Raw genomic sequence first — 26193 nt, 5'->3', positions numbered from 1 at the left:
TCCCGCCGAGATACGTATAGATGATGACGATTAATCCAGCGATTACCCCCGATTCTATTGCTGGAATGCCGACTAATACGTTAATGATCTTTCCAATGGCAAGGATCTGCACGGCAGTCCAGAAGATCAGTGTCGGGAGAGAGAGGAATGTGGCAATAGCTGCTACCCGCTTCCCATACCTGAGCCGGTACATCTCACCAAGAGAGGCGATCTTCATCCTCCTGAGGAGCGTAACAAAGAAGATTGCCATGAGGATAAGCGTGACCCCGGATGCCCAGGGATCTGCAATCGTTCCGAGGAGGTATCCGTTATATGCTGCTCCGGCACCTCCAAGCAGCGTCCCTCCACCCCAGAACGTGGCAAAGAGCGTTCCGCCGATTAAGAATGGTCCGACGTTTCTGTTTGCAATAAGATATCCTTTTGCACTCTCGACGTTTCCCCGCCTCTGGACAATAAAGCCTATTGCCAGCATCGCGAGCAGATAAAGCGTGATGATTAGAATCTCGATGCTCATCGTCAAACTACATGCGTTGTGGGTCTGATGATTTCAAGATTTGGAAATAGTTCTGTTGATTGGGAACGGATAATCAGGTAATCTCCGGACTGGAGAGCGTCAAATGCTCTAATGATTGATTGAAAAAAGAAAATTTAGCCGAAGAGGGCTCCAAGACCGGCCATGCCGGACTCTTCTTCCTCTTCCTTCTTTGACTCTTCCTCTTCGGGGGCCTCTTCAGCTGCTGCTGCAGCGGGTGCTGCTGCTGCAACCGCAACAGGTGCTGCGGCGGCTTTGCTGATGGCATCTTCGATGTCAACACCGTCAAGGGCTGCAATGAGCGCCTTTACACGGGATTCGTTTGCAGCGATACCAGCGGCAGAGAGAACTGCCATGACGGATTCTTCCTCTACTGTTTTGCCTGCGGAGTGCAATAAGAGAGCAGCGTAGATATACTCCATAATTAGGTCACCTTTATTCAACTAATACTTTGATCGTGTTCATCTGTCTGTATGCCTTTGCGATGATGCCATCGATGACATCTTTCTCGTAGATAGCGGCCTCTATACCAAGACTGCGAGCCTCACGGAATGCCTTTGCAAGGATTGCCTCCATCGTGAATGCAGTCGGATAGGCTGCATTGACCGAGAGGTTGAATGCCTGCTGGACAGCAAGGACGAGTCTGTTATAGTATTCGGCTTCGTCAACTCCGAGCACATCGGGGAGGTACATCTGATCCTGATAGAATGCGACATTAAGGGCAATACCGACGTCCATAGGTTTGACGCCGAGTTTTGAGAGGATACCGACTTGCTTCCTGTCGATTGCCTCTCCTGCCTTTACAATCGTCTTCGTCTCTCTGATCTTGACCTTTCCACCTTCGATGGTGGCGGGAATACCTGCCTGCTGGAGTTCACTGACGATTGGGCCTGGCTTGAAGCTTGTGGGTCCTTTTGCAACAACGATGTCAACGGGTGTTATCTCACCGGCTTTTGCCGACCGTTTTGTCTTCGTCTGCTCAAGGGACTTGAAGAGCTTGAAGGGATTGTCGTTTGTGAAGATAAGTGCCGAGTGTCCGGTGATATGTTGTTTAAGACCCTCATACGCACCACCAAGTTCTGAGAACGCGTGATCAATCAGCGTATTTCTCATCACTTTAATTATGGTGGTCTTTTTGAGGTTCCGACGGATCTGCTGGAACTGTGTTGCAGGGATGCCGTACATATCGATGATGCCGATTAACGCATACTCCTGAACATTCTTCTTAACCTCTTCAACCTCGTCTCGCTTCCACTGAGGTAGGTGGCGTGTGTACACTGCCATCTAAATCAACCTCACTGCCGGTCCCATCGTCGTCTTGACGTAGACCGATCGGATGTTCTGTGAACCCTGCTCCAGGGTTGACTCAACTCTCCTGAGGACTGCATTGATATTCTCAACAAGCTGATCCGGTGACATCTCTGTCGTCCCGACCTTTGTTGAAAAGCTCATCTTATCCTTTGTTCTGATCCTGATTGAACCGCGCAGACGCTCTACAATGGGTCTGATGTCCTGTCCCGGTGGGATAGGCATCGGCATCTTGCCGCGTGGACCAAGTCGTGGACCTAGATATCGGCCTACGAGGGGCATAACAGCGGTCTCTGCAAGGAAGAAATCATACTCGCATGCAACCAGTCTGGCTTCACGCGGAGCACCTCCCAGACGTTCGATCTCTTCAGGGCCGATGATCAGATCGACACCCGACTCTTTCGCCTGAGATGTAATGTCTCCCTTGCCCAAGACCGCGATCCTTTTGGTGCCTGCACTCTCTGGCAGAAGAATCGTCGCATCAATACGGTTTTTCGGCTGGGCCATGTCGATGTGCTTAAGGTTGACTGTGATGTCCACACTCTCCCGGAACTTCCTCTCTGGCGCCTGCTCGATAGCCGCGGATACGGCCTTGAGAATCTGGGTTATTTCAACCATTTAATGATGCCTCCATAGTTATCGACCGTGTTACACGATCTCCTATGGTTGTCTCTAAGTCTATGCATTCAGCTGATCATCGAACTGGCCCGCATTGATCGCGGCAATGGCTTCTTTCGCCTTCATGCCTTCGATCGTCACTCCTACGGAGCGGCAGGTACCAATGACCTCCTTGACCGCATTTCTGAGGTCGTAAGAGAGCATAGATTCCTGTTTCATGCGAGCGATCCGAATGATCGCTTCAAGCGGCAGATTACCAACCGGCTGGGTGTTAGGGCTTGATGACCCCTTCTCTGAACCAACTTCTTTAATGATCAATGCCGTTGTCGGTGGGATACCCACCGAGATGGTGAAGTTCTTCTTATCGTCGACTTCCACCGTGACTGGCACAGTCATTCCATTGAATTCCGACGTCTTCTTGTTAATCTCTTCGACGACGGCCTTCACGTTGATTCCTAGAGGACCCAGCGCTGGGCCCAATGGCGGGCCTGCGGTCGCTCTACCGCCGGGTACCAGTACCTCGACAGTTTCTGCCATAGTATCACCATGCTGACAACCCTTTTTGGGCTATCAGCTGTGGTTCATATACGTCAACGGCAAGTATGATAAATATGATGGGAATCCTCTGAAAAAAAGAAGGGGGTACAGAGGCCGGTACCCGTTCCTGATGTATAGGTTATTCGTCGCTCTTCCGTTCGATGACCCTCACGTGGTCACCGCGAACGGTGATGGGGATTGGGACGATACTCTCGTATAACTCAACGGTGATCTCCTCTTTTCCGAGATCGACCCGCTTGACGACCGCTTTCTCTCCCTTAAAGGGTCCGGCGATCAGTTCAACGATTGTTCCTTCTTCGATTCCCGAGACGACCGGTTTTGGAACGAGATAATGCTGAACTTCTTCAAGTTTTGTCTCGCCGGGAATAACCGACCGTGCACTTGGAATACGCTCAACGAGTTCCTGGATTCTTCCACGCCCTTCAGGCGACTCGATGATTACGTACCCCTTCAGCTCCTCGGGAACGATCACCGATACGACCTTGATATCAACGAGTCTCCGCTCAATGTTGCGATAGATTGCATCGGCAACAGCGCGCTCCTGCTTCGAGGTCGTCTTGACGGCGTAGTAGTGGTTTTCATCCTCGGTCATGATGATCAGTGGGGAAGAACGCGCATGATCTCATAGAGAATAAATCCGGTCATCCCGATGATCAGGATTCCGATCCCCGATACCATGCCGATCTTCATGAACTCTTCTCTGGTGGGTGTTCGTGCCAGTTTCAGGACACGAATGTACTTTCGAAACAGCTCCTCATTCAGGTTGAGGCTTTTAAAGTTGGGCTTCTTAAATTCTGGCATATCCATGATGAATCACTTGAGAAAATCTATATCATATTGTTTCTGGAGGCGTTGTCCATAGGGTCGTTCAGCTTTACCATATATCTGCGGGGACTGAACCCCGGTGACGATCAGCATCGTTCTCATTCTGTTCTGCATGGCCGGGTCGATCTGTGCACCCCATATGATCCGTGCGCCCGGATCGATCCTCTCATAAATCTCCTGAACGACTCCCTCGGCTTCGGACATTGTCATATCCGGCCCGCCGACGACATTCACAAGCGCGGCGGTGGCCCCGGAGATGTCCACATCAAGGAGGGGTGATCTGAGGGCTTTCTTCACCGAATCAATTGCTTTATCTTCGGAATCGGACTCTCCCATCCCGATCATGGCAATACCTCCCTGTTCCATAACGGATCTGACATCCGCAAAATCGAGGTTGACAAGACCCGGGAGGGTGATCAGTTCGGTGATCCCTTTGACCGCTTTCATCAGCACCTCATCGGCAACCTTGAATGCGGTGGAGAGGGGAAGGCGCGGAACAACTTCAAGAAGACGGTCGTTTGGAACGACGATGACGGTATCTGCCACCTCACGGAGATGTTCAAGACCTGCTTCGGCATTCTCCATCCGGTTTGCACCCTCAGCTGTGAAGGGGAGTGTAACGACGGCGATTGTAAGCGCACCCTCTTCCCGAGCCGCCTTTGCAACGATCGGAGCGGATCCCGTTCCGGTTCCACCGCCAAGACCTGCTGTTACAAAGACCATATGGCTTCCGGCAATATTTCTGTGAATGGCGTCTTCGCTCTCAAGTGCGGCCTCTTCACCCCGACGAGGAACTGCACCGGCACCGAGGCCTTTGGTGGTCTGTCTGCCGATCAGTATCCTCTTATCAGCTCTGGTCATCGCAAGGTGCTGGGCGTCGGTATTAATTGCAACCATACGTGCACCATGGATGTTCTCTTCAAACATCCGGGTGATGGTGTTTGATCCTCCACCACCACATCCGACGACAGTGATGATTGTGCGGAGGCTCTCAAGGATATCGTTGAAGTCATCATCTTCCATATCCCCTTCAGTCACCGGTCTGGGTTTAGCCTGAGCATCCACTATCGGTGTGCGTTCGTAGGATGAAGGAGACTGTTCGGCCTCCCCTGCCTCCTCCATCTTCTTTCGTGATAATGCCTCTTCGACGATTGATCTCATGTATACCTCTCCAATCCCGGGATTATAATCTCCCTCATAACACAGGAGTTGACCATCTCTGGTCTGACGACCCTCCCTTCAACAGTCACAGAGTGACCACTGGCGAGCCTGCCGAAGAGTGATCCTGCTGGGACCCCAAGCATGCGCGCCTTCTCAGGGTCGAAACGATCTCTACTGATGATGAGGCGAACACCCTCCACAACAGAAAGATAATGTTTCGTAATCTGTTGTACACACAGGGTTATTAAATCACTTGCTAATTGTGATCCGTCCTCTTCATACCCGATGAAGGTAGATAAGGCCGCACGCCCCTCGCTTGCGATTCTTATGCATGGAGTGATACCATTGAGGAGGGAGATGAACTCCTCCTCATGGCCCCTGAGCGCCTCGGCGAGGAGTTCTTCAGGGATTGAAACTGTTGTGAGATTACGGTCCTCTCTTAATCCATGATTTTTTATCAACGATCCGTACGCAATCGCCTCAGCAAGCTCCGATGCCCTGCACCAGGTCTTCCAGGGGAGATCTCCCATCTCCCTGAGCATCCCTTCAGCCAGAACCGGTAGCCCTGCCTCTTTCAGGAGATGGGCGATCTGATCAGCTTCGGTTCCGGAAACGGCTTTTCTATCAATATATCCGGCGACCGCGCCGGTTCGCTCTATCATCTGCCCAAGCATCTCCGGGGTCATCCCCGCCGCTTCGCGGGAGTGTGCAATATGCCCAAATGCCCCGCGTGTCTCTGCTGCGATTGCGGTCTGCCTCACCGCATAGTGCGTTCCCCCAAATCCGACCAGAGGTATCGCATCACCTGGTTCAGCCATCAGCACACTCTCTGCGACCGCCCGCGCTGCATTGCCATCCCTCCATTCCACCTCTGTACTTCCGATCTCAACGAAGAATGAGGGTGTCACCAGATCAGTCGGGCCATGATGGGTCACCTCATATGCTGCACGATACCCATCCGGAGCATACCGGATCAGGTTCCGGAGGACCGCCTGCATCATGGCCGGATCTGCGGCTGGCAGTTCTTCTGGTTCACCACCATATGATGCCTCCCGGAAGTTGCCGGTGACATGAACCGTCAACACCGGTTCAGGACGAACACTTGTATGACGGGAGAGGAAGATGATCCGATCGGCCCGTACTCTTCTGTCAAGCTTTCGCTCATAGATGAGCCTCCCTTCGGTTTCATGGAAGATGACACCATCAGAGATGAGAGGCCATGCAAACCCACCCCTCTCTTTGATGAGATCATCAATTGCAGATCGGATTGCCACCCCTGCAGGATCAAGAGATGAGTGAATGAGCGCTGTTACCATTATAGAATAGGTTTGACTCTTAAAGTTAAAGACTCCTGCTCTTAGATCCTGATCTGTAAATGCTATATGATAGCAATACAATGATACGTGTATGTCATATGACGCAGTAGCCGCGGCATTTGCCGCAGAAGGGATCGAGAAAGAGATCCGGTGTGAGCAGGCATTTGCAATCACAGAGAAGTACAATATTGAAAAATTTGATATCTCCCGGTACTGCAACAAAAACGGCATCAAGATCCGTGGTTGCCAGCTGGGTTGTTTCAAATGAGCCGTTTCCTCCGGGTTATCCCGGTTAAGGAAGCGGTGGCTTCTCTCCTTTCTGTCGCACGCGATCCCGGTCAGGAGACTGTCCGTCTTGCAGAAGCACCCCAACGTATCCTTGAGGGTGACATTATTGCCACCCATGATATGCCGGGGTTTACACGATCGACAGTCGATGGATATGCCGTCATCTCATCAGATACCGCAGGTGCCGGAGAGTCTCTCCCCTCAATGATCACCTGCACGGGAAGGGTTGAGATGGGTTCGTCTGATCCGGGAGTTATTCTGCCCGGAGAATGCCGGTATGTCCCGACAGGAGGGATGGTGCCGGATGGTGCGGATGCTGTTGTAATGATTGAGTACACCGAGACCGCAGGAGATCAGGTCCTTGTGATGAAACCTGCTGCAAGCGGAGAGAATGTCGTCGCACCTGACGAAGACTTCCGCGCTGGTGAAGTGATACTCAGATCAGGCGCTATGATACTCCCTCAGGAGGCAGGGGTGCTTGCAGCAGCAGGTGTGATGACGGTCACTGTCAGGCGAATCCCACGGATCGCAGTCATCGCAACAGGGAACGAACTCGTTCCCCCGACTGCAGATCCTCTGCCGGGTCAGGTGAGGGACGTCAATTCGATCGTCTGTGAAGCTTTTATCCGCCAGTGCGGATGTATCCCGATCCCCTGCGGCATCGTTTTGGACGATACCGAATCACTTGCCAGCGCCATTATAGAGGCGGTATCATTCTCTGATGCGGTCTTCATATCCGGTGGCAGCTCAAAGGATGAACGTGACGCTACTGCGGCGGTTATCGCTGATCTCGGTCGTGTCCTCGTCCATGGGATCGCCATATCTCCAGGTAAGCCGACGATCATCGGTGAGATATCAAATTGTCCGGTAATCGGGCTTCCCGGTCACCCTTCATCGGCCTTCATTGTGCTGCGTGCTATTACTGCCCCGCTCCTTGAGGCGATGAGCGGTACATCGAATCCTGTAATGACCTGCACTTCCACCCTTGATTCCGTCATCCCATCAGCAAAAGGGAGAGAAGATTACGTCAGGGTACGTGTGACAGGCGATACTGCAACCCCGCTCTTCTCAAAGTCAGGTCTCTTACACACCCTTGTCCAGAGTGACGGGTATGTCCTGGTGCCAGCAGAGTCCGAAGGGTATGAGGCGGGATCAGAAGTGGAGGTTATCCTATGGTAAGCCGGTACCTCTCTCTTGTCACATTAGAGGAAGCGATCGAGATCATTCTGAAACACTGCCCTCCGGTTACCGGAAGGGTAATCGCCCCTCTTATGGAGAGTGTCGGCAGGATAACAGCAGAGCCTGTATTTGCCGGCTACTCGGTTCCTGAGGCCCACCTCTCTGCAATGGACGGGATCGCTGTTCGTTCACGCGATACGCATGGAGCAACAGATAAGATGCCGATCACCATTCCAAACGCCATCCGGGTCAACACCGGAAATGTCGTTCCTTCAGGTTATGATGCGGTGATCATGATCGAGGATGTCTGGGAAGAGTCGGGGGAGTATGTCATCAGAAAGGCGGCTGCTCCCTGGCAGCATGTCAGGCCGGTTGGTGAAGATATTGCGGAGTCTGAGATGGCGATCCCAAGAGGTCATCGTATCCTCTATCATGATATCGGTGCCCTTGCAGCATATGGGATCACCGGGCTGCCTCTCCTCTCCCTGCGTGGCGGACTGATCCCGACAGGCAGTGAGCTTGTTCCTCATGGCACACGACCGGCACCCGGTCAGGTTGTCGAGAGCAACTGTCAGATGGCAGCAGCTTACCTCAGGTCCCTTGGAGTCGTTGCAGAGGTGTATCCACCTGTCCCCGATGAACCGGATCAGATCAGGGAGGCACTTGATCGTGCAGTCTCCGAGCATGATCTTGTGATCATCTCTGCGGGATCATCGAAGGGTACGAAGGATTATACTGCCGAGATAATCGGGGAGCTTGGGGATCTGCTCGTTCACGGAGTTGCAATCAAGCCGGGAAAACCGGTGATCATCGGAAAAATCCGGGGAAAACCCGTTATCGGTCTTCCCGGATACCCGCTCTCTGCACTGACGATACTTCGTGAGATCATCACCCCCCTGATCAGGATGGCAGGAATTCCTGTTTTGGAATCAGCCACACTGCGAGCCGAACTGACCCGTTCGCTCACCTCAGATATCGGGACCGATGAGTTCGCCCTGATGACGGCGGGTCTTGTGGGGGGGAGGTATATTGCAACCCCTCTCTCACGGGGGGCGGGTGTTCAGATGAGTGCGGTCCGATCAAACGGCGTACTCCGGATTCCCCGGGACAGTGAAGGTGCCGAGTCCGGTGAATCGGTTGAACTATCCCTCACTGTGCCTGAAGGGGTGGTCAGATCCGGTCTTATCTTCTCAGGGAGCCATGATCCGGTACTCGACCGGATGGCAGATCTCCTCTCACCACTCCCGGTTCATTCCACTCACATCGGGAGTATGGGTGGTATTCTGGCACTGAAGAGGCGACATTGCCATTGTGCACCGATGCACCTCCTCGCACCCGATGGAACCTATAATGTCAGCTACCTGAAACGGTATCTTCCTGGAGAAGAGGTGACGCTCGTCTGTGTTGCGGAACGGGAGCAGGGTATTGTATCACGGGACGATCTGACATTTGATGATATCACGAGGGTTCCGTTCATCAATCGGCAGAAAGGATCAGGCACCCGGATGCTCCTTGACCATCTCCTGAAGGAGCGTGATATCGATCCCCGTGCGATCACAGGGTATGATCGCGAGATGACGACCCATCTTGCCGTAGCCCTCGCTGTGAAGAGCGGGGAGGCTGATGCAGGTCTCTGTGTGGCATCTGCTGCAAAGACGACGGGGCTATCGTTTGTGCCGATAGGCACCGAGCGGTATGAGCTTGGGATCATGACCGAAGATCTCTCTGATCCCAGGATCAGATCCCTCCTTGATCTCATCGAGTCGGATCAATTCAAAACACTCCTCACCGGGATGGGTGGATACCGGACAGAAGTGACCGGTATGCGGCAGACCCTCTCCCTCTAATTCATATCTTTTAACTCAAGCACCGTCAGGATATCCGTCCGTGTGACGATACCGACGATCGTTCCTTCTTCAACAACAGGTATTCTCCCGATATTCTGCATTGACATGATCCGGAGTGCTTCGGTCACCGAGGCGGATGGTTGGAGGGTGGTGACCGGTTGTCTGCTCATCACATCCTTCACCTGCATCGCATCACGGTCGATCTCACTAGTCCGGTGAATATCGGCAAGTGTGATGATCCCAACCAGAAGACCCCGGTCAAGCACCGGAAACCCGAGATGTTTCGTTGCGTACATCATCCTGACGATCTCTGGAAGTGTTGTCGAGGGGGAGACGGTCAGGACTTCTGTTGACATGATCTCGCCTACCGTGACATCCTGAAGGAGGAAGCTTGTTGTCACCATTGATGACTCCTGGTTTGCCCCAACATAGATGAAGAAGGCGATGATGATCAAGATGAAGTTGAAGGAGAAGAGCCCGACGATACCAAAGAGGATAGCAAACCCCTTTCCGATATCCGATGCGATCCGTGTTGCGCGATGAAGCGGCATCCGGGTGGCGAGCCATGCACGGAGGACGCGCCCTCCATCCATCGGAAATGCCGGGAGGAGATTGAACCCGAAGAGGAGTATATTGAGGATGGCGAGATAGCCGAATCCATAGATGAGGACACCTGCAACTGCTGCGACATCCACGAATGCATTGACGGCATAGACCATGACCCAGCTGAGTATTCCAAGGCCGAGGCTGGTTATAGGCCCTGCAAGAGCCATCGGAAGCTCCACCTTCGGATCAGGGAGTGTCTCCTCCATTGAGGCGACTCCCCCAAAGATGATCAGGGTGATCGAATTAATCCTGATTCCTTTTGACCGCGCCACGAGTGAATGGGCGAGTTCGTGGATGAATACGCAGAAGAAGAGGGTGAGTGCAACGACTGCCCCAAGGATATAGGGGACAAAACCGCTCCTGATGATCGTCTCGTCGATAGGAATGGAAAAGATTCCTTCGATCAACTCAACCGTAAGGTGAATCTGACTGCCGATGATCCATGCAAAGAGTGGGATCACCAGAAGGAATGTAATATGAAGGCGAACAGGTATTCCAAAAATCTTTCCTATCTCAAGTGATCCGGCCATGCAAAGGATTATCTTTTTTTAGTATTTAGTCTATATCTTGAACTGATACGTATGAAGTGGCAGATCTCAGAGCTCTTTGGTATGAGCGTCTATACCGACAAAGCCGTGTTCATCGGTAATGTCGAAGATGTCGTCATCGATATCGACAATAAAAAGATGGCATCGCTTGCTGTTACGAACATAAATCCTGATATTATTGACTTAAAAGCTTTCAAGGGTGTTAAGATCCCGTATCGCCTGATTAAGGAGGTTTCTGATATCGTTCTCATCCGGCATATCCCCGGGGCATTCAAGACGTCTGCCGCACGGGAACTTGTAGAATGAAAGACCGGGAGATCTTCTCTGCACTTCGGACGACATCCCCCTGTTTCATCAGGCTTGACGGGAGATCATTTCGTACCGCAGCTTCGGCTTTATCCCTTGAAAAGCCGTTTGATGGACGTCTCTCTACTGCTTTTGAGCAGGTATCCTCTCTCCTGCTCAGGGAGAGCGGACTTGCTCCGGTGTGTGCATATACCTTCTCAGATGAGATCAGTCTCTTCTTCAATCGACTCCCTTTTGAGGGTCGGGTTGAGAAGCTTGACTCAGTAACGGCCTCTTTTGCTTCAAGTGCCCTGACGCTGGCCCTCTCTATTGAGGTTCCGGTGTCGTTTGACGCGCGGATAATCCCTGTTGACCAACTAACTGCTGTTGAGTACCTTATCTGGCGGCAGAAGGAGGCCTGGAGAAACCATAACAACGCATACTGCCAGTCGGCTCTCATGAGCGACGGGTACACTTCGTCGAAGGCGCAGGAGAAGCTTCATGGTATGAATACCGCTACCATGCACGATCTGATGCATGAACGGGGCGTTAATCTGGCCATGACTCCGGCGTGGCAGAGACGGGGTGTGGTCATCTGCCGAAGAAGTGAAGTATGTACTGGTTTTAATCCACTGAAGAAAGAGGTTGTCGAGACGGCCCGCACCCGTATCGTAGCAGATAGAAACCCCCCGATCTTCAATACAGGGGAGGGGAGGGAGTACCTCTCCTTACTGCTCTTTTGATCGAAACAGACCTATCCATACCGGGACACCTTCGATATCCCAGTCTGATGAGAGTCCGAAGTCCAAAACATCCACTCTCTTTTCTCCCTCGAAAACGAGTGATGATGCTCTGATCTCGCCTGCAATCCAGTTGTTTGACCCGCCCAGAAGGTTTCTGATCCTGTCATCTCCGATGAAGACGGTTGCCTGGATCTGGTCGTCCACTGAGAGGTCCATCTGCTTACGCATCTCCTGAACACGCCGGATCACTTCACGTGCATATCCTTCCGCTTCAAGTTCATCGGTCAGGGTGACATCAATGTACACCGTTGCATCGGGCATCCGGGCCGAGTAGATGTTCTCCGGAAGCTTCTCGGTAAACGTTACATGTTCCTGGGTGATCTCAATATCACGATCTCCGACCCGGATGGTTGCGGTACCATTGCTTCCGATGCTTGACCGGAGAAGAGTGCCATCTGCCTCCTCAATTGCCCGCTTGACAAGTATCCCCTCTTTTCCAAATACGGGTCCGATCTTCTTCATCTGGGGCTCTGCGGTCCAGAGGATCCGATCCCAGATGCCGGTGACAACACGCACATCACGGCTGTTTGCCCGTGCTTTACAGAGTGGAAGGAGAGAGGTTACTGCATCTTTTACCAGATCGCTCTCTGTTGCGACGACGACCTCGCCGATTGGCCAGCGGAGTTTCCTCTTCCCTGCCTGTCTTGCATTTGCCACCGCTTCGTCAAATGACTGGACGACCGCCATCGCATCTTCGATAGATCCGTTGATCAGATCGGTGTCCGCACTATTCCAGTCGAGCATATGGACACTCTTTCTATCCCCCGACAGCCTGAGGTTCTGATACATCTCTTCTGCGAGATGGGGGATGAATGGGGAGGAGACGCGGACAAGTGTGCGCATCACATAGTACATCGTCTCATACGCCTGCTGTTTGCTCACAGACTCCTCTTCAAGCCACATCCTCTGCCTCACAAGCTGGACATACCAGCGGGACAGGTCATCTAAGATAAAGGTCTGGAGCCGTCTGGTTGCCCGGTGAATCTGGTATTCACCCATCGCATCCTCGATCTCAGTAACAAGCGAGTTTACCCTTGATATGAGCCACTGATCCTCAAATGAACCGCTTAGAGCAATTTCTGATGCAATTGCCGGATCATATGCCCCGTCTGCATCTGCTCTGGGTGAGAACCGATCAAGTCGCATGTATGGCAGCGGGAACCGATAGACGTTCCAGAGGATGTTCAATGCGCGGTGGACTGTCTTCACTCCGTCCCAGTTGAACTTCAGATCGTCCCATGGGGCGCTTGCTGAAAGAATGTAGAGTCTGAGGATGTCGACGCCGAACTTTTCGATCACTTCTTCAGGGGTGACCACATTTCCGAGGCTTTTGGACATCTTCTTCCCCTGTGCATCGAGTGCAAAGCCATGCATCAGCACATTGCGGTATGGTGCCTGGCCAAAGGCGATCGTTGAGAGGCCAAGCTGTGAATAGAACCAGCCTCGTGTCTGGTCCTGCCCTTCGGTGATGAAGTCGGCCGGCCAGAGGTTATTGAATGCCTCCTCTTCTCCCGGATAGCTCAGGGTTGCCCATGATGCAACACCCGAGTCAAACCAGACATCGAAGATATCTTCCACCCTCTTCATTGTGCCTCCGCAGGTGCAGGGGATGGTGATCTCATCGACCATCGGCCGGTGGGGGTCGTCAATCTTTCTTCCTGAGAGTTCTTCGAGCTCGGAGAATCTGCCGATGACGCGGTAGGTGTCACAGGATGGGCAGACCCAGACCGGGATCGGAATGCCCCAGTATCGCTGACGGGAGATGCACCAGTCGCGTGCACCCTCAATCCAGTCATGGAATCGTGCGCTTCCGGCCCAGTCAGGATACCATGTTACCTCGTCCTTAATCGAAGCGAGCATCTTCTCCTTCGCATCGCTTGCTTTGATGAACCATTGTGAGGTGGCACGGAAGATGTTTGGTGTCTTGCACCGCCAGCAGTGGCCATACCGGTGTGTCAGTCTCCTCTCGGCAAGGAGTGCAGATCCGAGTGCGAGGGTCACCTTTTTGTTCGTCTCCGGATCTTTGACTGCAAGACCTGCAAAGACTCCCGCATCCTCGGTGAACCGTCCTGTTCCATCAACAGGACAGACGATCAAAAGCTTCTCCTTCATTCCGAGGACATAATCGTCCCACCCATGGCCGGGTGCGATATGGACCATACCGGTATTCTCCATCGCAACAAAATCAGCTGCAACGACCCGGTGAGGGATTGCCGCCTGCATCGGAACAGATGAGATGAGAGGGGATTCATATTCGGTTCCGACAAGCTCTGATCCGGTCTTTCTGGAAAGAATCTCAAAATCCTGGTACCTCCCGGCTTTCAGAACGCTCTCGACGAGATCTTCTGCAATCCAGAGGGTCTCTGCTATTCCTTCCCGAAGTGCGCGGACCTGTGCATAGGTGAAGTCAATGGCGACTGCGACTGCGACATTTGCCGGAAGTGTCCAGGGTGTTGTCGTCCAGATGACGAGATATTCATTATCTGCATCTTTTATCGGGAATTTTACAAAGATCGACGGATCGGTCTCATCCCAGTATTCAACCTCGGCATCCGCAATTGCCGTCTCACATCGCGGGCACCAGTTGACGACACGGAATCCCCTCTCAAGCATTCCCTTTTCTTCGACACGCTTGAGGGTGAACCATGCCGCCTCAATGTAGTCGTTTGAGATCGTCTGGTATGGGTTCTCAAAATCGAGCCAGACACCGAGATTTGAGAACTGCCGGCTCATGATCTCTTTGTGGGTGACAGCAAATGTCCGGCATTTATCCACAAAGGTCTTGATCCCATATGTCTCGATATCCTTCTTTGAGGTAAAGCCGAGTTCGTTCTCAACCCTCACCTCAATCGGAAGGCCATGCATGTCATACCCTGCGCGATCGATGACATGGCGGCCGTGCATCCGGTGGTACCGGAGAATTGAGTCTTTTAAGATCTTATTCCATGCCGTACCGAGATGGATATACCCGGTGGTGTATGGGGGCCCGTCGACGAAGAAGAATGGTTTACCGTTTTTTCTGAGTTCCTGTACGCTTTTATAGGTATCTTCAGCACGCCAGAATGCACGTGCCTCATCCTCAACCCTCTGTGGGGTATAACTGCTGGTTACTTCTTCCACCTGGATCCCTTCCGTCTCCTGTATTCTTATATGTAAGGCGGAGTCAGACAAAGGGTTTTCCAAACGACTACCGATCGATTGGTATATTATTCCTCCGTCTCCGGTTAAGGTATACCCGGAGAGGTTTTGAATGGAGTATGCAATACGCCCGTATATCCCGGATGATTACCCGCATATCTGTAGGATTGACAGAGAACTCTTCGGAGATTATGGGTATTCTCCCATCTTCCTTCGTCAGGCAGGTGAAATATTTTCATCAACATTCTCTGTGGCAGTTGATGGAGAAGAACGGATCGGCTATATCATCGGTGCGCAGGAGATTGATTCCCCAGAAGATGCCTGGATTCTGAGAATCGGTGTTACGGGTGATTGGCAGGGAAAAGGAGTCGGGGCATCGCTTATCGAGCCTCTCCTGTCGCTCTTTCAAAAGAGAGGTGTTGCAAGGATTAGAATAGCTGTCTCAAAACGCCATTCGCCTGTTACAGATCTCCTCATATCAAAGGGATTTTCCATATTGTCGTATGAAAAAGCATACTACTATCCGGATTTTGATCGGATGATTATGGTGCTGTACCTATCCTCCGGTTTATGATGTATTTGTACATCTCCATGACAATGAGGATGCTTGAAGAGAGGGCGATCACCAGGACCCATTCTCCTGCCGAGACCGGTGCGATGCCAAGTGACTGCTGGAAGAAGGGGATGTACATTGCACCTGTATGGATTACCTGGGCGCCGATGATGCCTGCGACGAGATAGAGGTTTGTCCGAAGCGGTATTCTGAAGAAGGACCGGACCTCGGATCTACAGTTTAAGACATGGAAGTTCTCAAGCATCACCATAAGAAGGACGATCAGATTCCGCGCCTCCGCTTCAGAATACTCGTTTCCAAGGAGCCAGTACCAGGCAAAGAGGGCGATTCCACCCATGGTGAGACCTGCAATGACGATCTGTCTCATCATCATGGTGTTAAAGATCCCTTCATCCGGGCTTCTGGGAGGCAGCTTCATCGCACCCGGTTCACCTGGTTCAAAGGCGAGGGCGACACCCTTGATACCGTTTGTCACAAGGTTCAGCCAGAGGAGCTGGGCTGCGATGAGGGGGAGGGGCAGTCCGATGAGCAGGGCTGCAATGAAAAGGAAGACCTCGGCAAATCCGGTTGATACGAGGAGATAGGTGACTTTTCTGATGTTATCATAGGCAAATCTTCCTTCTTCAATCCCGGAGACGATGGATGAGAATGAATCGTCTGTGATGATCATCGATGCGGTGTCTTTGGCAACATCTGTACCTGATCCCATTGCAATCCCGATATTGGCAGATCGAAGGGCGGGGGCGTCGTTAACGCCATCGCCGGTGACAGCGACGAAAGCTCCCGACTGTTTGAGTGCATCGACGATCTGGAGTTTCTGTCCGGGGCTTACCCGTGCAAAGACATGTTTCTTTGTGATGGCATCCAGAAACTCCGGGCTGTCCGGTTCATCTCTTAATGCAGAGAGTTCACTCCCGGTGATGATGTCCTGATCCCCTGCTGCAATCCCCAGCTGCTCTGCGATTGCCTGGGCAGTCGCTGGATGGTCTCCTGTGATCATCACAACATCGACACCGGCATCCCTGCATTCCTTGATCGCATCATAGACTTCAGGCCTGATCGGGTCGATGAAGCCGACGAGACCATAGAGCTCAAGCGGCGATGGCGGCCCACCTTTGACCTTCTCCGGATCAGATCTGCCGCCTGCGACTGCAATGACGCGATACCCTCTGCCTGTCAGGTTCTTCATCTGCTCCCCGATACGTTCGGGGTCGATTCCAACACTCCCTTCTGGTGTGAGCATGGTGGTGCAGCCGGGCAGAATAACCTCAACTGCGCCCTTGACCGCGATCCTTCGTTCCTCCCCCTCCTGATACCAGCGTGTTGCAAACCGGTTCTCCGAGTCAAAGGGGATCTCAGCGAGTGTGGTGATCCCCGCACGAACCGCCTGTGGTATCAGACCGGCTTTGTACCCAAGCGCGAGGAGGGCAATATCCATTGCATCGCCATGATGGAGCCATCTCCCTCCTTCCCTCTCCGAAAGGTCTCCTTCATTGGTGATGACTGCGGTCTTCACAAGCATCCGGAGCATGAGATCATCGGATGCGTTCTGCCCGTCAACAGATCTGATTTCGCCAACACCGGAATATCCCTCTCCTGATACGGCAAACCCGCGTCCGTCCGGGAGGGTGATCGATCTGACCGTCTGCTGGTTGACGGTCAGTGTTCCGGTCTTGTCGCTTGCTATGACCGTACAGCTCCCAAGACTCTCTACCGCTGACAGATGCCTGACGATAACATGCCGCTCTGCCATCCTTCCGGTTGCTATTGCAAGGGCGACGGTGAGGGCAACAGGGAGGCCTTCAGGGATTGCCGAGACGGCGAGGGCAATTGCCAGGAAGAAGACCTCGCGGGGCGGCTCACCCTGCATTAGGACGACTGCTGCGAGGAACGCAGATGCCAGGAGGACGGCGATACTGATCTTCTTTGCAAACTCTTCCATCCTGATGATGATCGGCGGCTTTCCCATCGCTGTACTGCTGACAGATGCGGCAATCTTTCCAATCTCAGTCTTTACCCCGGTGGCAGTGACGATTCCAATGCCCCTGCCGGACATGACGGTTGTGCCGGCATATCCCATATTGCTCCGGTCAGCAACCTCGGTCTCTTCCGGGAGGACGTTCGTCTTCTTCTTTGCAGCATCAGACTCTCCGGTAAGGAGTGACTCGTCGATTGCAAGCGAGGAGGCAGAGATGATCCTGATGTCAGCAGGCACCTTACTCCCCGATTCCAGCAGTACGATGTCTCCTGGTACGAGTTCTTCTGCTGCAATCCTCTCTTCTCTTCCCCCTCTCTTCACACGGGCATAGATCTTCAGCATTCGCTGAAGGGCTGCCGCACTCTGTTCTGCTTTCCATTCCTGAACTGATCCGATCCCCGAGTTAAGAAAAATAACGAGAAATATGAAGAGTGCGTCGGTCCAATCCTCAAATGCGATGGAGAGTACCCCTGCTGCAAGGAGGATGTAGATAAGGGGGCTTTTGAACTGCCTGAGGAAGATGACGGCTGCTCCGGTGGATTTTCTCTGAGGGAGGGAGTTTCTTCCATAGAGAAGAGATCGATTGATCGCCTCCTCTTCAGAGAGACCTTCGTCCTGTGTGTTGAGCCTGAGGCGGATCTCATTGATCCTGAGTGCATGCCAGATTTCAGAGATCCCTTCGTTCTCTTTCTCAGGCGCCATATGATCCTCTATTTACCGGGGATCTTATCCGTGTTGTGATCAGGTGAAGGTTATCAGGTGATCGACTGCTGTTCCGCCTGTGACCTTCTGCCATGCTGCCTGGTCTTTGAATGGCCGACGGGCCAGAATCGTAGTGACCGTCTTCTTCCCGACCCCGGGCATGACTTTCAGAGCCGATCCGGGGAGCCGGTTAATCGAAATCGGATGAGGCAGGGCAGTCACCGACCTGCTCCCATATCCAACGACGGCACCGTCGATGAGAGTGCCTCTCTCAAGAGTAATGGGCAGTCCGATCAGGATCGGATATGTCCCCATCTGCCGGGCAAATGATGTGCCAGCAGAAATTTCAACGACTGCACTTCTGAAAATAGTGCCGACCGGGAAGACGCGGGAGAGCATCACCGGATCAAATGACTTCCGTGTCCATTCCTTGAATGTTTTAAACGCGCTATGGTGGTGGCCAAGGGTATTCTCCTCAAATGCCCGTGTCCCGTCAAACGGCATCAGCTGACGTATATTCACCCTTCGGACTGCCAGATCGCCTGCGATAAGTTCCTCCAGAAAGGCACGGTTCAATCGGTATGTCTCTTCTGTCTCACCCGCAAGCCCGCATACGAAGTTCAGGCCGGGAAGGAGGTGAGGCACCCCATCTTCATCTCTGGTTCCTCCAACCTCATTGACGATCCTGATCGCATCCATCACCTCTTCTGCTGATGCTTTGAGATTATTTGCAGCAATAACTGCGGGATCCGCAGTCTCCATTCCAAACGCGGCGATATCGCCCGGGGTATGGTTATCGACTATCGCCTTCAGTGCCTCCCTGGATGCCTCAGGATGCCGCGCAATCGTCCCCGGATTCATATTGTCGATATGCAGGGTGAGGAGATCAGGTGCGGCCCGTCGAATAGCGGTGAAGAGGGATCGTATCTTCTCAGGATCAGGGCAGGGATACTCTCCCCCGGAACTTCCATATGCAAGGAGATCGGGCTGCCGTCCGATCCGGAAATGGCGTGCCCCGCTGGCTGTGAGGGCAGCTACCTCAGTCTCGATCATCGGGATCGAACGGTATCTTGGTTTTCCATAGAATGGCTCTGTGCAGAATGAACAACCTCCGGTGACAGAACGGGCACATCCCTTCGCCGTCTCAAGTTCGAGGATGATATGAGGGAAAAGGGGATGGTCAGAAATGATCCCCGCACCAAGGACACTCCAGCGCTGGCTCTCTTCATACTTCTCTTCACCACGGGGCTCTTCGCCTTGCAGGAATCTGTGAAGTGCTGTTGCCGGATCTCCAATCATGAGTGCAGTATATCCGCTCATCGGCTCTTTGATCGCTCTTCTCCCTCCCCCCGGTGAGATGCCGTAGGCGACAGGACCGCCGAGGAGGACGCAGCCACTCTCAAAGAGTGAACCGATCTGCCGGAGTTCTGATAGTGTTGCAGGTGTTCCTGCGAGGTACTTTCCCGGAACCGTCTGACCTGCAATAACTATGACAAGAGGGGTCTTCCTGAGCTGGTGGAGTTCCTGTGGTGCGGATCGGATCTGATCGATCGTCCTGTACTGCACGCGGTACCCTGCTTCGAAGAGGACTCCGGCGACCGTCCGGATGTATGGGGAGATGTACGGCGGAACACCAAGGCATGCCGGTTCGTCAACATATCCGTCTATAAGCAGTGCTTCAAAGGTCATAACCGAGCATACCGAGCAGCTTGCGTGCCCAGAAAAGTTTTCCTTTCTTCATCGGATCAACAGATGGATCGGAGAGATCAAAGCCGATCAGGATCACCCGCTCTGCCTGAAGAGCCTCTGCGGTAAAGACTGCACGGTCACCGTCAGTGAATCCGCCGAAGTTATGGATCTGCGGAAGGGGCAAACTCTGTGTTGTTCCAATGATCGGCCCTCTGAATTTCGGCACCCATCGTCTGAGGAGCGGTATGTTGTCGCCATGTGCATGGACGACGATGATGGTGCCCTGTTCATTCATCGTGATGAATGAATCCTCTGCACCGTCGAGATCGGTGAATATGGCATCCGGTAGTATCCCCTTTTTATACAGAAGGAGGGATGCCGCATCTGCTGCGATGACGACACCTTCGATCCGGTTCAGTTCGGATGAAAGTGTGGGTGCATTTCCGGCAACGGTCACGACTTTACCGCAGATGCGGTCTTTGAGTAAACCGATATCGTCACTTTTAAGAATCTCTGAAAGAACCTTCGCCGCCTCTTCGTCAGCAGAGCGGTCAAAGCCGAAGTAATCAAGAATTTCCCGGTAATGAGGTTCCCATTCTTCAAACCTCATTCTTATCTCCATTGTCCTCAATACCAACAATCTTGGTGAACCGGTTCAGGATCGGATCGATGATCATCCCGAGGAGCTCTTCTTTGTCACGGACAAGTGAGAAGTAGTTTAATGGTATCGATGCCGCGGCCATTGTTCCATGACCTCCTGCATCTCCAAACTCGCCAAATGCCTCTTTAAGGACGTTTCCGATATGCACTCTGATATCTTTGTTCCTGGCGGAGATGATGATCAATGAATCGGTGATGCCGTATACGAGCGAGGTTGTTACACCTTCGAGGTTCAGCAGCATATCTGCTGCCTGAGGGATCGCATCACGGTTCCTGATGAAACCGACATTGGAGAAGAGATATCCGTTCTTAATCTTGCGGCTCTGAATGGCGTTTCCCATCACCTCAAGCGTCTCCTGTGAAAAGGACGGAGACATGATCTTATCGAGAAGATCCGAATCTGAAAGGGGAAGGAGGTACGCAGCATTATAGAGGTCGTTTGGTGTTACATTTCTCCGGAACTCGCGGGTGTCTGCGCGTATTCCATAGTAGAGGGCTGTTGCGATCTTTGAGTCGACATTAATGTCGAGCTCCTGGAGGTACTGGGCGAATATGCTCGCTGTCGCACCGCTATCCGGGCGAATATCGATAAAATCAGGTTTATTCTGCCGTTCCACTCCTTCTGTGCTGTGATGGTCGATGATGATGTTGATCTTCAGTGACGGATCGAGGTCATTGTTGATTCCCGGAGCCACTGCGTCAACGAGGGCGAGATGGCTGCATTCTGCAAGTTTCTCACTGGTTAACCTCTCCATCTGGATATCGAGGAGGTTGACAAAGGCCCGGTTCTCCTGATGACCGACATTCCCCTCGTACATAATACGGCAGGTAAGCTGTCCTTTCGTTGCATTCTGGCCAATCGCACAGAGTGCCATGGCGCTTGAGATTGCATCCGGGTCAGGGTTTTTATGCGTGATTATGCCGAGTGTGCCGGTCCAGCTTTCCATAAGATCATAGAGCCGCTGCGCACTGCGTGCGGCGATCAGGGTCTTCATATGATGGACGGCAGATTTTGCGACAACCTGCTGAGGGTAGAGGACGACATCTGCTCCGGCCTCCACCAGCTTATCGACCGAGAAGAGGTCAACTGCACGCGCAATACAGAACGCATGTGGGTGAACCTTTTTGGTCAGTGCAACAGCACTCAGGTTTGCCTCTTTGTTACTCGATAATATAAAGACGATCTCAGGAATGGGGAGGTCTGAAAAGAGATTCGGATCAGATATGTCGTGTGCAATTGCCTGATATTTATGATCTTTCAGATCTTCGACCCGCTTCTCATCTGAGTCGACAACGACGATGTTATCTGTCTCTTTGAGTAGTTCTTCGATGACATTGTAGCCGATGCTCCCGCACCCAAATACCATATATCGAACCTTGGGTTTTGGGTCAGCTTTGCCTCCATCAGCCATGCATACAATATAGTCTCTTCAGGATAATAATGATGTTCCGGGGAAGAAATGCTAACAAATATATAGTCCTGGCATCAACTTAATTAGGTCAAAAGCGTGGGCCTGTGGCTTAGTCAGGCATAGCGACGGACTCTTAATCCGTAGGTCAGGGGTTCAAATCCCTTCAGGCCCGCTTTCTTCTTTTGCTGAACTTGAATTGTTATTGTACTATCGATTTTATGCGTTCTGAGCGCAATTTCCAGATATAACCTAAGTTTAATCATCTTCATACCGCCATCAGCATCTCTTCAAGTGTTGGATACCGCGATTCAATTCGTTCGATATCACCGCCGGAGGCTGCAATGTGTGCCGTAATCCGGTTAAGCTCATCGATATTTTTTGCCTTTGCCAGATATGCCCCATTATCTGCTGAGTACTCAACCATTACCCTGAGCGCTTCCTGCTCACGAATCTGGAAATGAATGTAGTATGTCAGTGATCCGAACCGCTCCCTCAGTTCGTCCATGGTGCCGAAGGCGACCTTCTCACCGCCTGAAAGGATCATCACCAGATCTGAGATCTCCTCCACCTGAAAGAGGTTGTGTGCCGAGAGGATGATCGTCTTGCCTTCGCGTCTGAGATCCTTGAGGTATCCGGTGATGAACCGTGACGTCATCGGATCAAGACCTGAGGTTGCCTCATCATAGACCAGAATCTTTGGGTCGTGGAGGAGTGACCGGGCAATTGCAACCTTCCTGCGCATCCCTTTTGAGAGCTCCCCGATCTTCTTCCCTTCATTCGTGAGGTTCAGTGAATTGAGGAGCTCCTCTGATCGCCTCCTGGTATCCATCCGTGACATTCCATAGATATCTCCAAAGAAGGTCAGGTAGGAAGAGATTGTCATCGTATCGTACAGACGGGACTCCTCAGGGAGATACCCAAGCCTCTCTTTCAACGCATTCGGGTCCTGTACAACATCGATCCCGTCAATGATGAGTGTCCCTGATGTCGGGGTGAGAAGACCGGCCATCATCTTCAGAAGCGTCGTCTTTCCTGCCCCATTATGGCCGATGATCCCGAATATCCCGGTATCTTCGATCTCAAAATCGACTCCCTTCAGTGCGATGAACCCATCAAACTCTTTCCTGATGTTCCGGGCATGGATCATATTAAAACGAAATCGCCCCGAGATGAGATAAAGGTTCTCTGGCAGGTTGATAAAGGAAAGACAACTCCAATTTACCACCATGGCAGCGTCAAGAGTCTTTTATAGAAGGAAAATCTTATCTACGGTTGCATGGGAATGAGCACACTCAGGCAGATCTCAGTGATAGCCCGGTGGGAGCTCCTGCGTACCCTCTCTACAATGGGTCGTGGAGTTCTGCCTGCAGCGATAGTGCTCTTCGTCTTCCTTGTTGCGGCATCGGGTCTGGCAGCAGAGAGTGGTGTTCATCTTCAGGATGGGATCTACCGGCTTGGAACAGACAATGTCCCGGCCGGCCAGGTGATCGCAGAAGATACCAGATTCACTGTCTACCTCGATTCAGGTCAGTCGCTCTGGAATAACCGCGAATTTTATGACGTCATCATCCTCAACTCCGAGGTCTATGTGATGGATGATGAGAAAGGGCGGGCCGCGCTGACATCACTTGAACGCGTATTTGAAAGGTATACCGCCCTCATCAATGCAGAAGAGCCCGACCTGTATGCTGCTTATCCGCTCTGGATCGATCGCCGTTATGAGAAGAGTGAACTTGATTTTACTGCGACGCAGAGCGGTCAGCGGGTCTCTCCAATCCCACAGGGGCAGGCGCCCGCACCACAGGGCCCGATCGTCCCGGTTGCAACCCCTGATGGTGCTGTCCCTTATGACCCGCGGGTGCTCAGGGCAGAGATCTCCCGGTCAGCAGTGCAGGACGACTCAGTCGGAAGGTATACGCAGGTCATCGGGCAGGAGTCCGAACTCGGATCGTTTCGGACCCCGGATCAGCTTGCACCGCCACTCCCGTTTGACTCGATCATACTGATCTTCGTCTTCATCTTCCCCTTATACTTCACATCACAGTTCTACATGATGAGTATAATGAACGAACGGATCGAACGGAGGGGTGAGATCCTCCTCTCGGTTCCCTATCATCCGTCTGCGATCATCATCGGAAAGGCGCTTCCCTATCTTGCCATGATGCTTCTGATCTCTCTTCTTATCATCCTGATAAGCGATCTACCCCTCATCATTATTCTCCCGCTCATCCCGGTAATCCTCTTCTTCCTCTCTGCCGCTCTTGTCATCGGTATGCTTGCCCGCAGTTTCAAGGAGCTCTCATTCCTCTCCATATTCTTCTCAACAGTTGCAACCTCGTATCTCTTCTTCCCAAGCATCTTTGCCAACGTCCATGTCGTATCCCTCATCTCCCCCCTTACCCTGATCGTTCTTGAGATTCAGGGAGATTCATTTGCACTCACCGATTACATCTATTCCACGAGCCTCTTCTTCCTGACAAGTGCCATCCTTCTCTATGCCGGATCGGTGAACTTCAATGAAGAGCGTCTCTTCTCTCTTCATCGCCTCCTCCCGCGGACGATCGAATTCATCTCAGCCGGAATATCGAAGAGGTACCCGCTCATCTCGGTCTTTACCCTGGGAGCACTCGTCATACCCTTCGTCTTCATGGTCCAGCTCCTCGGTCTCGTCCTCTTCTTCAACCTCCCGATGCCACTCTCCCTCCTCCTTCTGATCGGGTATGCAGCTGTAACCGAGGAGGTGGCAAAGTCTATTGGAATCTATGCCCTCGCAAAGATCCTTCCTGGTGGACTGACATGGCGGCTTGTCATATTCGGATCAGCCGCTACTGCGCTAGGTTTTCTCATAGGAGAAAAGCTCCTTCTCTTTGCCACCATCGCGCAGGTGACCGAATCGGTCTTTGGGAGTATCCTCTTCCTCTCCCTTCAGGTCCTCTGGATGCCTTTCCTCCTCCATGCCGGTTGTCTGCTTGTTGTAGCCGTTGCATTAAAAACCGGAGGTCTGCGCCTGTATGTTCCTGGTATCATCCTTGCTGCCATCATCCACGTACTCTATAATCTCATCGTAATCGGGGTGATTTCATTATGAAGAGCCGGAATATTGCAATTGTAGCAAAAAAAGAGCTATCGGGACTGTATGCAGAGAAGACGATCGTCTTTGCGATCCTCCTCCAGCTCTTCATCGCCCTCTTCTCCTCGTTTCTGATGGTTGGTCTCACGGCGATGTACGATCCGAATGCGATCTCCGGATATCAGGGGGTTGAATATGGGATCGGGTATGTCGGTGAAAAAGAGGGTGGCCTTTACTCGATAATCGATGACAGGCGCGACCTTGCTGCATACAGGATGGATCTCGATTCGGCGATTGCTTCACTGAAAGAGCGGCAGATTTCAGCAGTCATCTGGGTTCCTCCCACCCTTCCTGATGACGAAGGGCCGATTGTGGTGACCCTCTACACCCTTCAGAATGATATCCAGTCCTCTATTGTTGAGGTGAAGATGAAAGAGGTGCTCTTAACATTTGAAGAGGAACTCCGATCCGTTCGATCTGAGCGCCTGATGATGAATCCGATCAAACTGAACTTCCCAGACACCAGAGGGGGTTCGAACTACTTCGAGTTCGTCTTCGGCCTTCTCATTCCGCTCCTCGTCTTTATGCCTGCAATCATCTCTGCGGCGCTGATCATCGATCTCATAACCGAAGAGTATCAGTCCGGCACCCTTGAGACGCTCCTCTCCACGACTGTCACCTATTCTGAGATGCTATGGGGGAAGATCCTTGCCTGTATCTTAATTGTGCCCGTTCAGTCTGCTGCATGGCTTGCACTCCTGGCCGCAAACGGAATCGTTGTACAGCACCCGGTTGAGATCCTTCTCCATGTCATCTTCGGATCGATGATCCTGATCTTAATCGGTGCTTTCTGTGCTCTCCATTATCGTGAAAGGACGAGTGCCCAGTTCATCTTCTCAACAGCAGTCGTCGTGGTTATCATTCTTGCAATGGCTGTTCCCTACAATCCCCTCAATCTCCTTGTACGCCTTGCGGTAGGAACGATCGGCCCGCTCCACTGGATGATACTCTCTGGTATTGTTGCCCTGGCAGTGCTTTTATCGATCCTGCTCAACCGATATGCAGAACGTATTGGTCTTCTGCCGATGCGGTGATG

The 26193-nt window shown here is 52.3% G+C and carries 24 protein-coding genes and 1 tRNA gene; 9 read left to right on the top strand and 16 right to left on the bottom strand.

What is annotated here, in order from left to right; translation table 11 throughout:
• The 9 genes from Q7V06_RS04715 to Q7V06_RS04675 all read right to left on the bottom strand — a co-directional run.
• The coding region (locus Q7V06_RS04715) for a hypothetical protein (RefSeq protein ID WP_304838855.1) at window positions 1-514 on the bottom strand (514 nt) is incomplete at its 3' end.
• A gap of 134 nt (window positions 515-648) precedes the next feature.
• The gene (gene rpl12p / locus Q7V06_RS04710; RefSeq protein ID WP_304838852.1) at window positions 649-954 is read right to left on the bottom strand and encodes a 50S ribosomal protein P1; all 306 of its coding nucleotides are present in this window, start codon (window positions 952-954) and stop codon (window positions 649-651) included.
• Between the two features lie 13 nt (window positions 955-967).
• Window positions 968-1816, bottom strand: coding sequence for a 50S ribosomal protein L10 (locus tag Q7V06_RS04705; RefSeq protein ID WP_304838848.1), 849 nt, complete (start codon window positions 1814-1816; stop codon window positions 968-970).
• Window positions 1817-2458, bottom strand: coding sequence for a 50S ribosomal protein L1 (locus tag Q7V06_RS04700; RefSeq protein WP_304838845.1), 642 nt, complete (start codon window positions 2456-2458; stop codon window positions 1817-1819).
• A gap of 60 nt (window positions 2459-2518) precedes the next feature.
• Window positions 2519-2995 carry a 50S ribosomal protein L11 gene (locus tag Q7V06_RS04695; RefSeq protein ID WP_304838842.1) on the bottom strand — a complete coding sequence of 159 codons (477 nt, stop codon included), beginning with the start codon at window positions 2993-2995 and terminating at the stop codon, window positions 2519-2521.
• A gap of 139 nt (window positions 2996-3134) precedes the next feature.
• Complete coding sequence (locus tag Q7V06_RS04690) at window positions 3135-3608, bottom strand: transcription elongation factor Spt5 (RefSeq protein ID WP_304838839.1); 474 nt, start codon at window positions 3606-3608, stop codon at window positions 3135-3137.
• Between the two features lie 5 nt (window positions 3609-3613).
• Entirely contained in the window at window positions 3614-3823 is a 210-nt protein-coding gene (locus tag Q7V06_RS04685; protein WP_304838836.1) for a protein translocase SEC61 complex subunit gamma, read from the bottom strand.
• A 6-nt stretch (window positions 3824-3829) separates the two neighbouring features.
• Window positions 3830-5002 carry a cell division protein FtsZ gene (gene ftsZ, locus Q7V06_RS04680; protein ID WP_304838833.1) on the bottom strand — a complete coding sequence of 391 codons (1173 nt, stop codon included), beginning with the start codon at window positions 5000-5002 and terminating at the stop codon, window positions 3830-3832.
• The gene (locus Q7V06_RS04675; RefSeq protein WP_304838830.1) at window positions 4999-6318 is read right to left on the bottom strand and encodes a D-aminoacyl-tRNA deacylase; all 1320 of its coding nucleotides are present in this window, start codon (window positions 6316-6318) and stop codon (window positions 4999-5001) included. The genes ftsZ and Q7V06_RS04675 overlap by 4 nt, the downstream gene beginning before the upstream one ends.
• A 91-nt stretch (window positions 6319-6409) precedes the next feature.
• On the opposite strand from Q7V06_RS04675, the gene Q7V06_RS04670 reads away from it, so the two are divergent.
• The 3 genes from Q7V06_RS04670 to Q7V06_RS04660 are packed head-to-tail and all read left to right on the top strand — an operon-like array spanning window position 6410 to window position 9632.
• Window positions 6410-6586 (top strand): hypothetical protein, encoded by a 177-nt coding sequence (locus tag Q7V06_RS04670; RefSeq protein ID WP_304838827.1) that lies wholly within the window; start codon window positions 6410-6412, stop codon window positions 6584-6586.
• Window positions 6583-7785, top strand: coding sequence for a gephyrin-like molybdotransferase Glp (gene glp, locus Q7V06_RS04665; protein ID WP_304838824.1), 1203 nt, complete (start codon window positions 6583-6585; stop codon window positions 7783-7785). The genes Q7V06_RS04670 and glp overlap by 4 nt, the downstream gene beginning before the upstream one ends.
• A complete protein-coding gene (locus Q7V06_RS04660) occupies window positions 7779-9632 on the top strand; it encodes a molybdopterin biosynthesis protein (RefSeq protein WP_304838821.1) in 1854 nt (617 codons plus the stop codon). The genes glp and Q7V06_RS04660 overlap by 7 nt, the downstream gene beginning before the upstream one ends.
• On the opposite strand, the gene Q7V06_RS04655 is transcribed toward Q7V06_RS04660, so the two are convergent.
• A complete protein-coding gene (locus Q7V06_RS04655; RefSeq protein ID WP_304838818.1) occupies window positions 9629-10768 on the bottom strand; it encodes a CBS domain-containing protein in 1140 nt (379 codons plus the stop codon). The genes Q7V06_RS04660 and Q7V06_RS04655 overlap by 4 nt on opposite strands.
• A gap of 51 nt (window positions 10769-10819) precedes the next feature.
• Here Q7V06_RS04655 and Q7V06_RS04650 point away from each other — a divergent pair, with 51 nt between their 5' ends.
• Together Q7V06_RS04650 and Q7V06_RS04645 are read left to right on the top strand one after the other, a co-directional pair.
• Complete coding sequence (locus tag Q7V06_RS04650; RefSeq protein ID WP_304838815.1) at window positions 10820-11092, top strand: PRC-barrel domain-containing protein; 273 nt, start codon at window positions 10820-10822, stop codon at window positions 11090-11092.
• Entirely contained in the window at window positions 11089-11814 is a 726-nt protein-coding gene (locus Q7V06_RS04645) for a tRNA(His) guanylyltransferase Thg1 family protein (RefSeq protein WP_304838812.1), read from the top strand. Before Q7V06_RS04650 ends, Q7V06_RS04645 begins: the two co-directional genes overlap by 4 nt.
• On the opposite strand, the gene ileS is transcribed toward Q7V06_RS04645, so the two are convergent.
• Window positions 11800-14994 carry an isoleucine--tRNA ligase gene (ileS, locus tag Q7V06_RS04640; protein ID WP_304838809.1) on the bottom strand — a complete coding sequence of 1065 codons (3195 nt, stop codon included), beginning with the start codon at window positions 14992-14994 and terminating at the stop codon, window positions 11800-11802. The two genes, Q7V06_RS04645 and ileS, sit on opposite strands and share 15 nt — an antisense overlap.
• A 130-nt stretch (window positions 14995-15124) precedes the next feature.
• On the opposite strand from ileS, the gene Q7V06_RS04635 reads away from it, so the two are divergent.
• Window positions 15125-15586 (top strand): GNAT family N-acetyltransferase, encoded by a 462-nt coding sequence (locus Q7V06_RS04635; RefSeq protein WP_304838807.1) that lies wholly within the window; start codon window positions 15125-15127, stop codon window positions 15584-15586.
• On the opposite strand, the gene Q7V06_RS04630 is transcribed toward Q7V06_RS04635, so the two are convergent.
• The 4 genes from Q7V06_RS04630 to Q7V06_RS04615 are packed head-to-tail and all read right to left on the bottom strand — an operon-like array spanning window position 15555 to window position 22027.
• Window positions 15555-18266 carry an HAD-IC family P-type ATPase gene (locus Q7V06_RS04630; RefSeq protein ID WP_304838804.1) on the bottom strand — a complete coding sequence of 904 codons (2712 nt, stop codon included), beginning with the start codon at window positions 18264-18266 and terminating at the stop codon, window positions 15555-15557. The genes Q7V06_RS04635 and Q7V06_RS04630 overlap by 32 nt on opposite strands.
• A 39-nt stretch (window positions 18267-18305) precedes the next feature.
• On the bottom strand, window positions 18306-19955 hold the full coding sequence (locus Q7V06_RS04625; RefSeq protein ID WP_304838801.1) for a radical SAM protein: 1650 nt from the start codon (window positions 19953-19955) through the stop codon (window positions 18306-18308).
• Window positions 19945-20565: a 6-hydroxymethylpterin diphosphokinase MptE-like protein gene (locus Q7V06_RS04620; protein ID WP_304838798.1), complete on the bottom strand. Its 621-nt coding sequence runs from the start codon at window positions 20563-20565 to the stop codon at window positions 19945-19947. Before Q7V06_RS04620 ends, Q7V06_RS04625 begins: the two co-directional genes overlap by 11 nt.
• Window positions 20555-22027, bottom strand: a complete 1473-nt coding sequence (locus tag Q7V06_RS04615; protein WP_304838795.1) for a DHH family phosphoesterase — start codon at window positions 22025-22027, stop codon at window positions 20555-20557. The genes Q7V06_RS04620 and Q7V06_RS04615 overlap by 11 nt, the downstream gene beginning before the upstream one ends.
• Before the next feature lie 98 nt (window positions 22028-22125).
• On the opposite strand from Q7V06_RS04615, the gene Q7V06_RS04610 reads away from it, so the two are divergent.
• Window positions 22126-22199: transfer RNA gene (locus Q7V06_RS04610), tRNA-Lys, on the top strand.
• 93 nt (window positions 22200-22292) lie between these two features.
• On the opposite strand, the gene Q7V06_RS04605 is transcribed toward Q7V06_RS04610, so the two are convergent.
• Window positions 22293-23174, bottom strand: coding sequence for an ABC transporter ATP-binding protein (locus tag Q7V06_RS04605; RefSeq protein WP_304838793.1), 882 nt, complete (start codon window positions 23172-23174; stop codon window positions 22293-22295).
• A 129-nt stretch (window positions 23175-23303) separates the two neighbouring features.
• Between Q7V06_RS04605 and Q7V06_RS04600 the strand changes: the two genes are divergently transcribed.
• Both Q7V06_RS04600 and Q7V06_RS04595 read left to right on the top strand, forming a co-directional pair.
• Entirely contained in the window at window positions 23304-25115 is a 1812-nt protein-coding gene (locus Q7V06_RS04600) for a PrsW family intramembrane metalloprotease (protein WP_304838790.1), read from the top strand.
• Window positions 25112-26191 (top strand): ABC transporter permease, encoded by a 1080-nt coding sequence (locus Q7V06_RS04595; RefSeq protein ID WP_304838787.1) that lies wholly within the window; start codon window positions 25112-25114, stop codon window positions 26189-26191. The genes Q7V06_RS04600 and Q7V06_RS04595 overlap by 4 nt, the downstream gene beginning before the upstream one ends.
• The last annotated feature ends 2 nt before the right edge of the window (window positions 26192-26193 follow it).

The organism is Methanocalculus sp. (assembly GCF_030651615.1).
Lineage (GTDB): Archaea > Halobacteriota > Methanomicrobia > Methanomicrobiales > Methanocorpusculaceae > Methanocalculus.
Note: the sequence above shows the minus strand (reverse complement) of the source record. Positions and strands in the feature narration are given on the sequence as shown.

What these genes read in the sequence shown, in the direction of transcription:
- ftsZ (WP_304838833.1), bottom strand. Translation starts at nt 5,002, where the DNA reads ATGAGATCAATCGTCGAAGAGGCATTATCACGAAAGAAGATGGAGGAG.
- Q7V06_RS04625 (WP_304838801.1), bottom strand. Translation starts at nt 19,955, where the DNA reads ATGACCTTTGAAGCACTGCTTATAGACGGATATGTTGACGAACCGGCA.
- Q7V06_RS04600 (WP_304838790.1), top strand. Translation starts at nt 23,304, where the DNA reads ATGGGAATGAGCACACTCAGGCAGATCTCAGTGATAGCCCGGTGGGAG.
- Q7V06_RS04595 (WP_304838787.1), top strand. Translation starts at nt 25,112, where the DNA reads ATGAAGAGCCGGAATATTGCAATTGTAGCAAAAAAAGAGCTATCGGGA.
- Q7V06_RS04705 (WP_304838848.1), bottom strand. Translation starts at nt 1,816, where the DNA reads ATGGCAGTGTACACACGCCACCTACCTCAGTGGAAGCGAGACGAGGTT.
- Q7V06_RS04605 (WP_304838793.1), bottom strand. Translation starts at nt 23,174, where the DNA reads ATGATCCATGCCCGGAACATCAGGAAAGAGTTTGATGGGTTCATCGCA.
- Q7V06_RS04615 (WP_304838795.1), bottom strand. Translation starts at nt 22,027, where the DNA reads ATGGCTGATGGAGGCAAAGCTGACCCAAAACCCAAGGTTCGATATATG.
- Q7V06_RS04645 (WP_304838812.1), top strand. Translation starts at nt 11,089, where the DNA reads ATGAAAGACCGGGAGATCTTCTCTGCACTTCGGACGACATCCCCCTGT.
- Q7V06_RS04635 (WP_304838807.1), top strand. Translation starts at nt 15,125, where the DNA reads ATGGAGTATGCAATACGCCCGTATATCCCGGATGATTACCCGCATATC.
- Q7V06_RS04675 (WP_304838830.1), bottom strand. Translation starts at nt 6,318, where the DNA reads ATGGTAACAGCGCTCATTCACTCATCTCTTGATCCTGCAGGGGTGGCA.
- Q7V06_RS04700 (WP_304838845.1), bottom strand. Translation starts at nt 2,458, where the DNA reads ATGGTTGAAATAACCCAGATTCTCAAGGCCGTATCCGCGGCTATCGAG.
- glp (WP_304838824.1), top strand. Translation starts at nt 6,583, where the DNA reads ATGAGCCGTTTCCTCCGGGTTATCCCGGTTAAGGAAGCGGTGGCTTCT.
- Q7V06_RS04650 (WP_304838815.1), top strand. Translation starts at nt 10,820, where the DNA reads ATGAAGTGGCAGATCTCAGAGCTCTTTGGTATGAGCGTCTATACCGAC.
- Q7V06_RS04620 (WP_304838798.1), bottom strand. Translation starts at nt 20,565, where the DNA reads ATGAGGTTTGAAGAATGGGAACCTCATTACCGGGAAATTCTTGATTAC.
- Q7V06_RS04685 (WP_304838836.1), bottom strand. Translation starts at nt 3,823, where the DNA reads ATGGATATGCCAGAATTTAAGAAGCCCAACTTTAAAAGCCTCAACCTG.
- Q7V06_RS04695 (WP_304838842.1), bottom strand. Translation starts at nt 2,995, where the DNA reads ATGGCAGAAACTGTCGAGGTACTGGTACCCGGCGGTAGAGCGACCGCA.
- rpl12p (WP_304838852.1), bottom strand. Translation starts at nt 954, where the DNA reads ATGGAGTATATCTACGCTGCTCTCTTATTGCACTCCGCAGGCAAAACA.
- Q7V06_RS04630 (WP_304838804.1), bottom strand. Translation starts at nt 18,266, where the DNA reads ATGGCGCCTGAGAAAGAGAACGAAGGGATCTCTGAAATCTGGCATGCA.
- Q7V06_RS04670 (WP_304838827.1), top strand. Translation starts at nt 6,410, where the DNA reads ATGTCATATGACGCAGTAGCCGCGGCATTTGCCGCAGAAGGGATCGAG.
- Q7V06_RS04690 (WP_304838839.1), bottom strand. Translation starts at nt 3,608, where the DNA reads ATGACCGAGGATGAAAACCACTACTACGCCGTCAAGACGACCTCGAAG.
- Q7V06_RS04660 (WP_304838821.1), top strand. Translation starts at nt 7,779, where the DNA reads ATGGTAAGCCGGTACCTCTCTCTTGTCACATTAGAGGAAGCGATCGAG.
- Q7V06_RS04655 (WP_304838818.1), bottom strand. Translation starts at nt 10,768, where the DNA reads ATGGCCGGATCACTTGAGATAGGAAAGATTTTTGGAATACCTGTTCGC.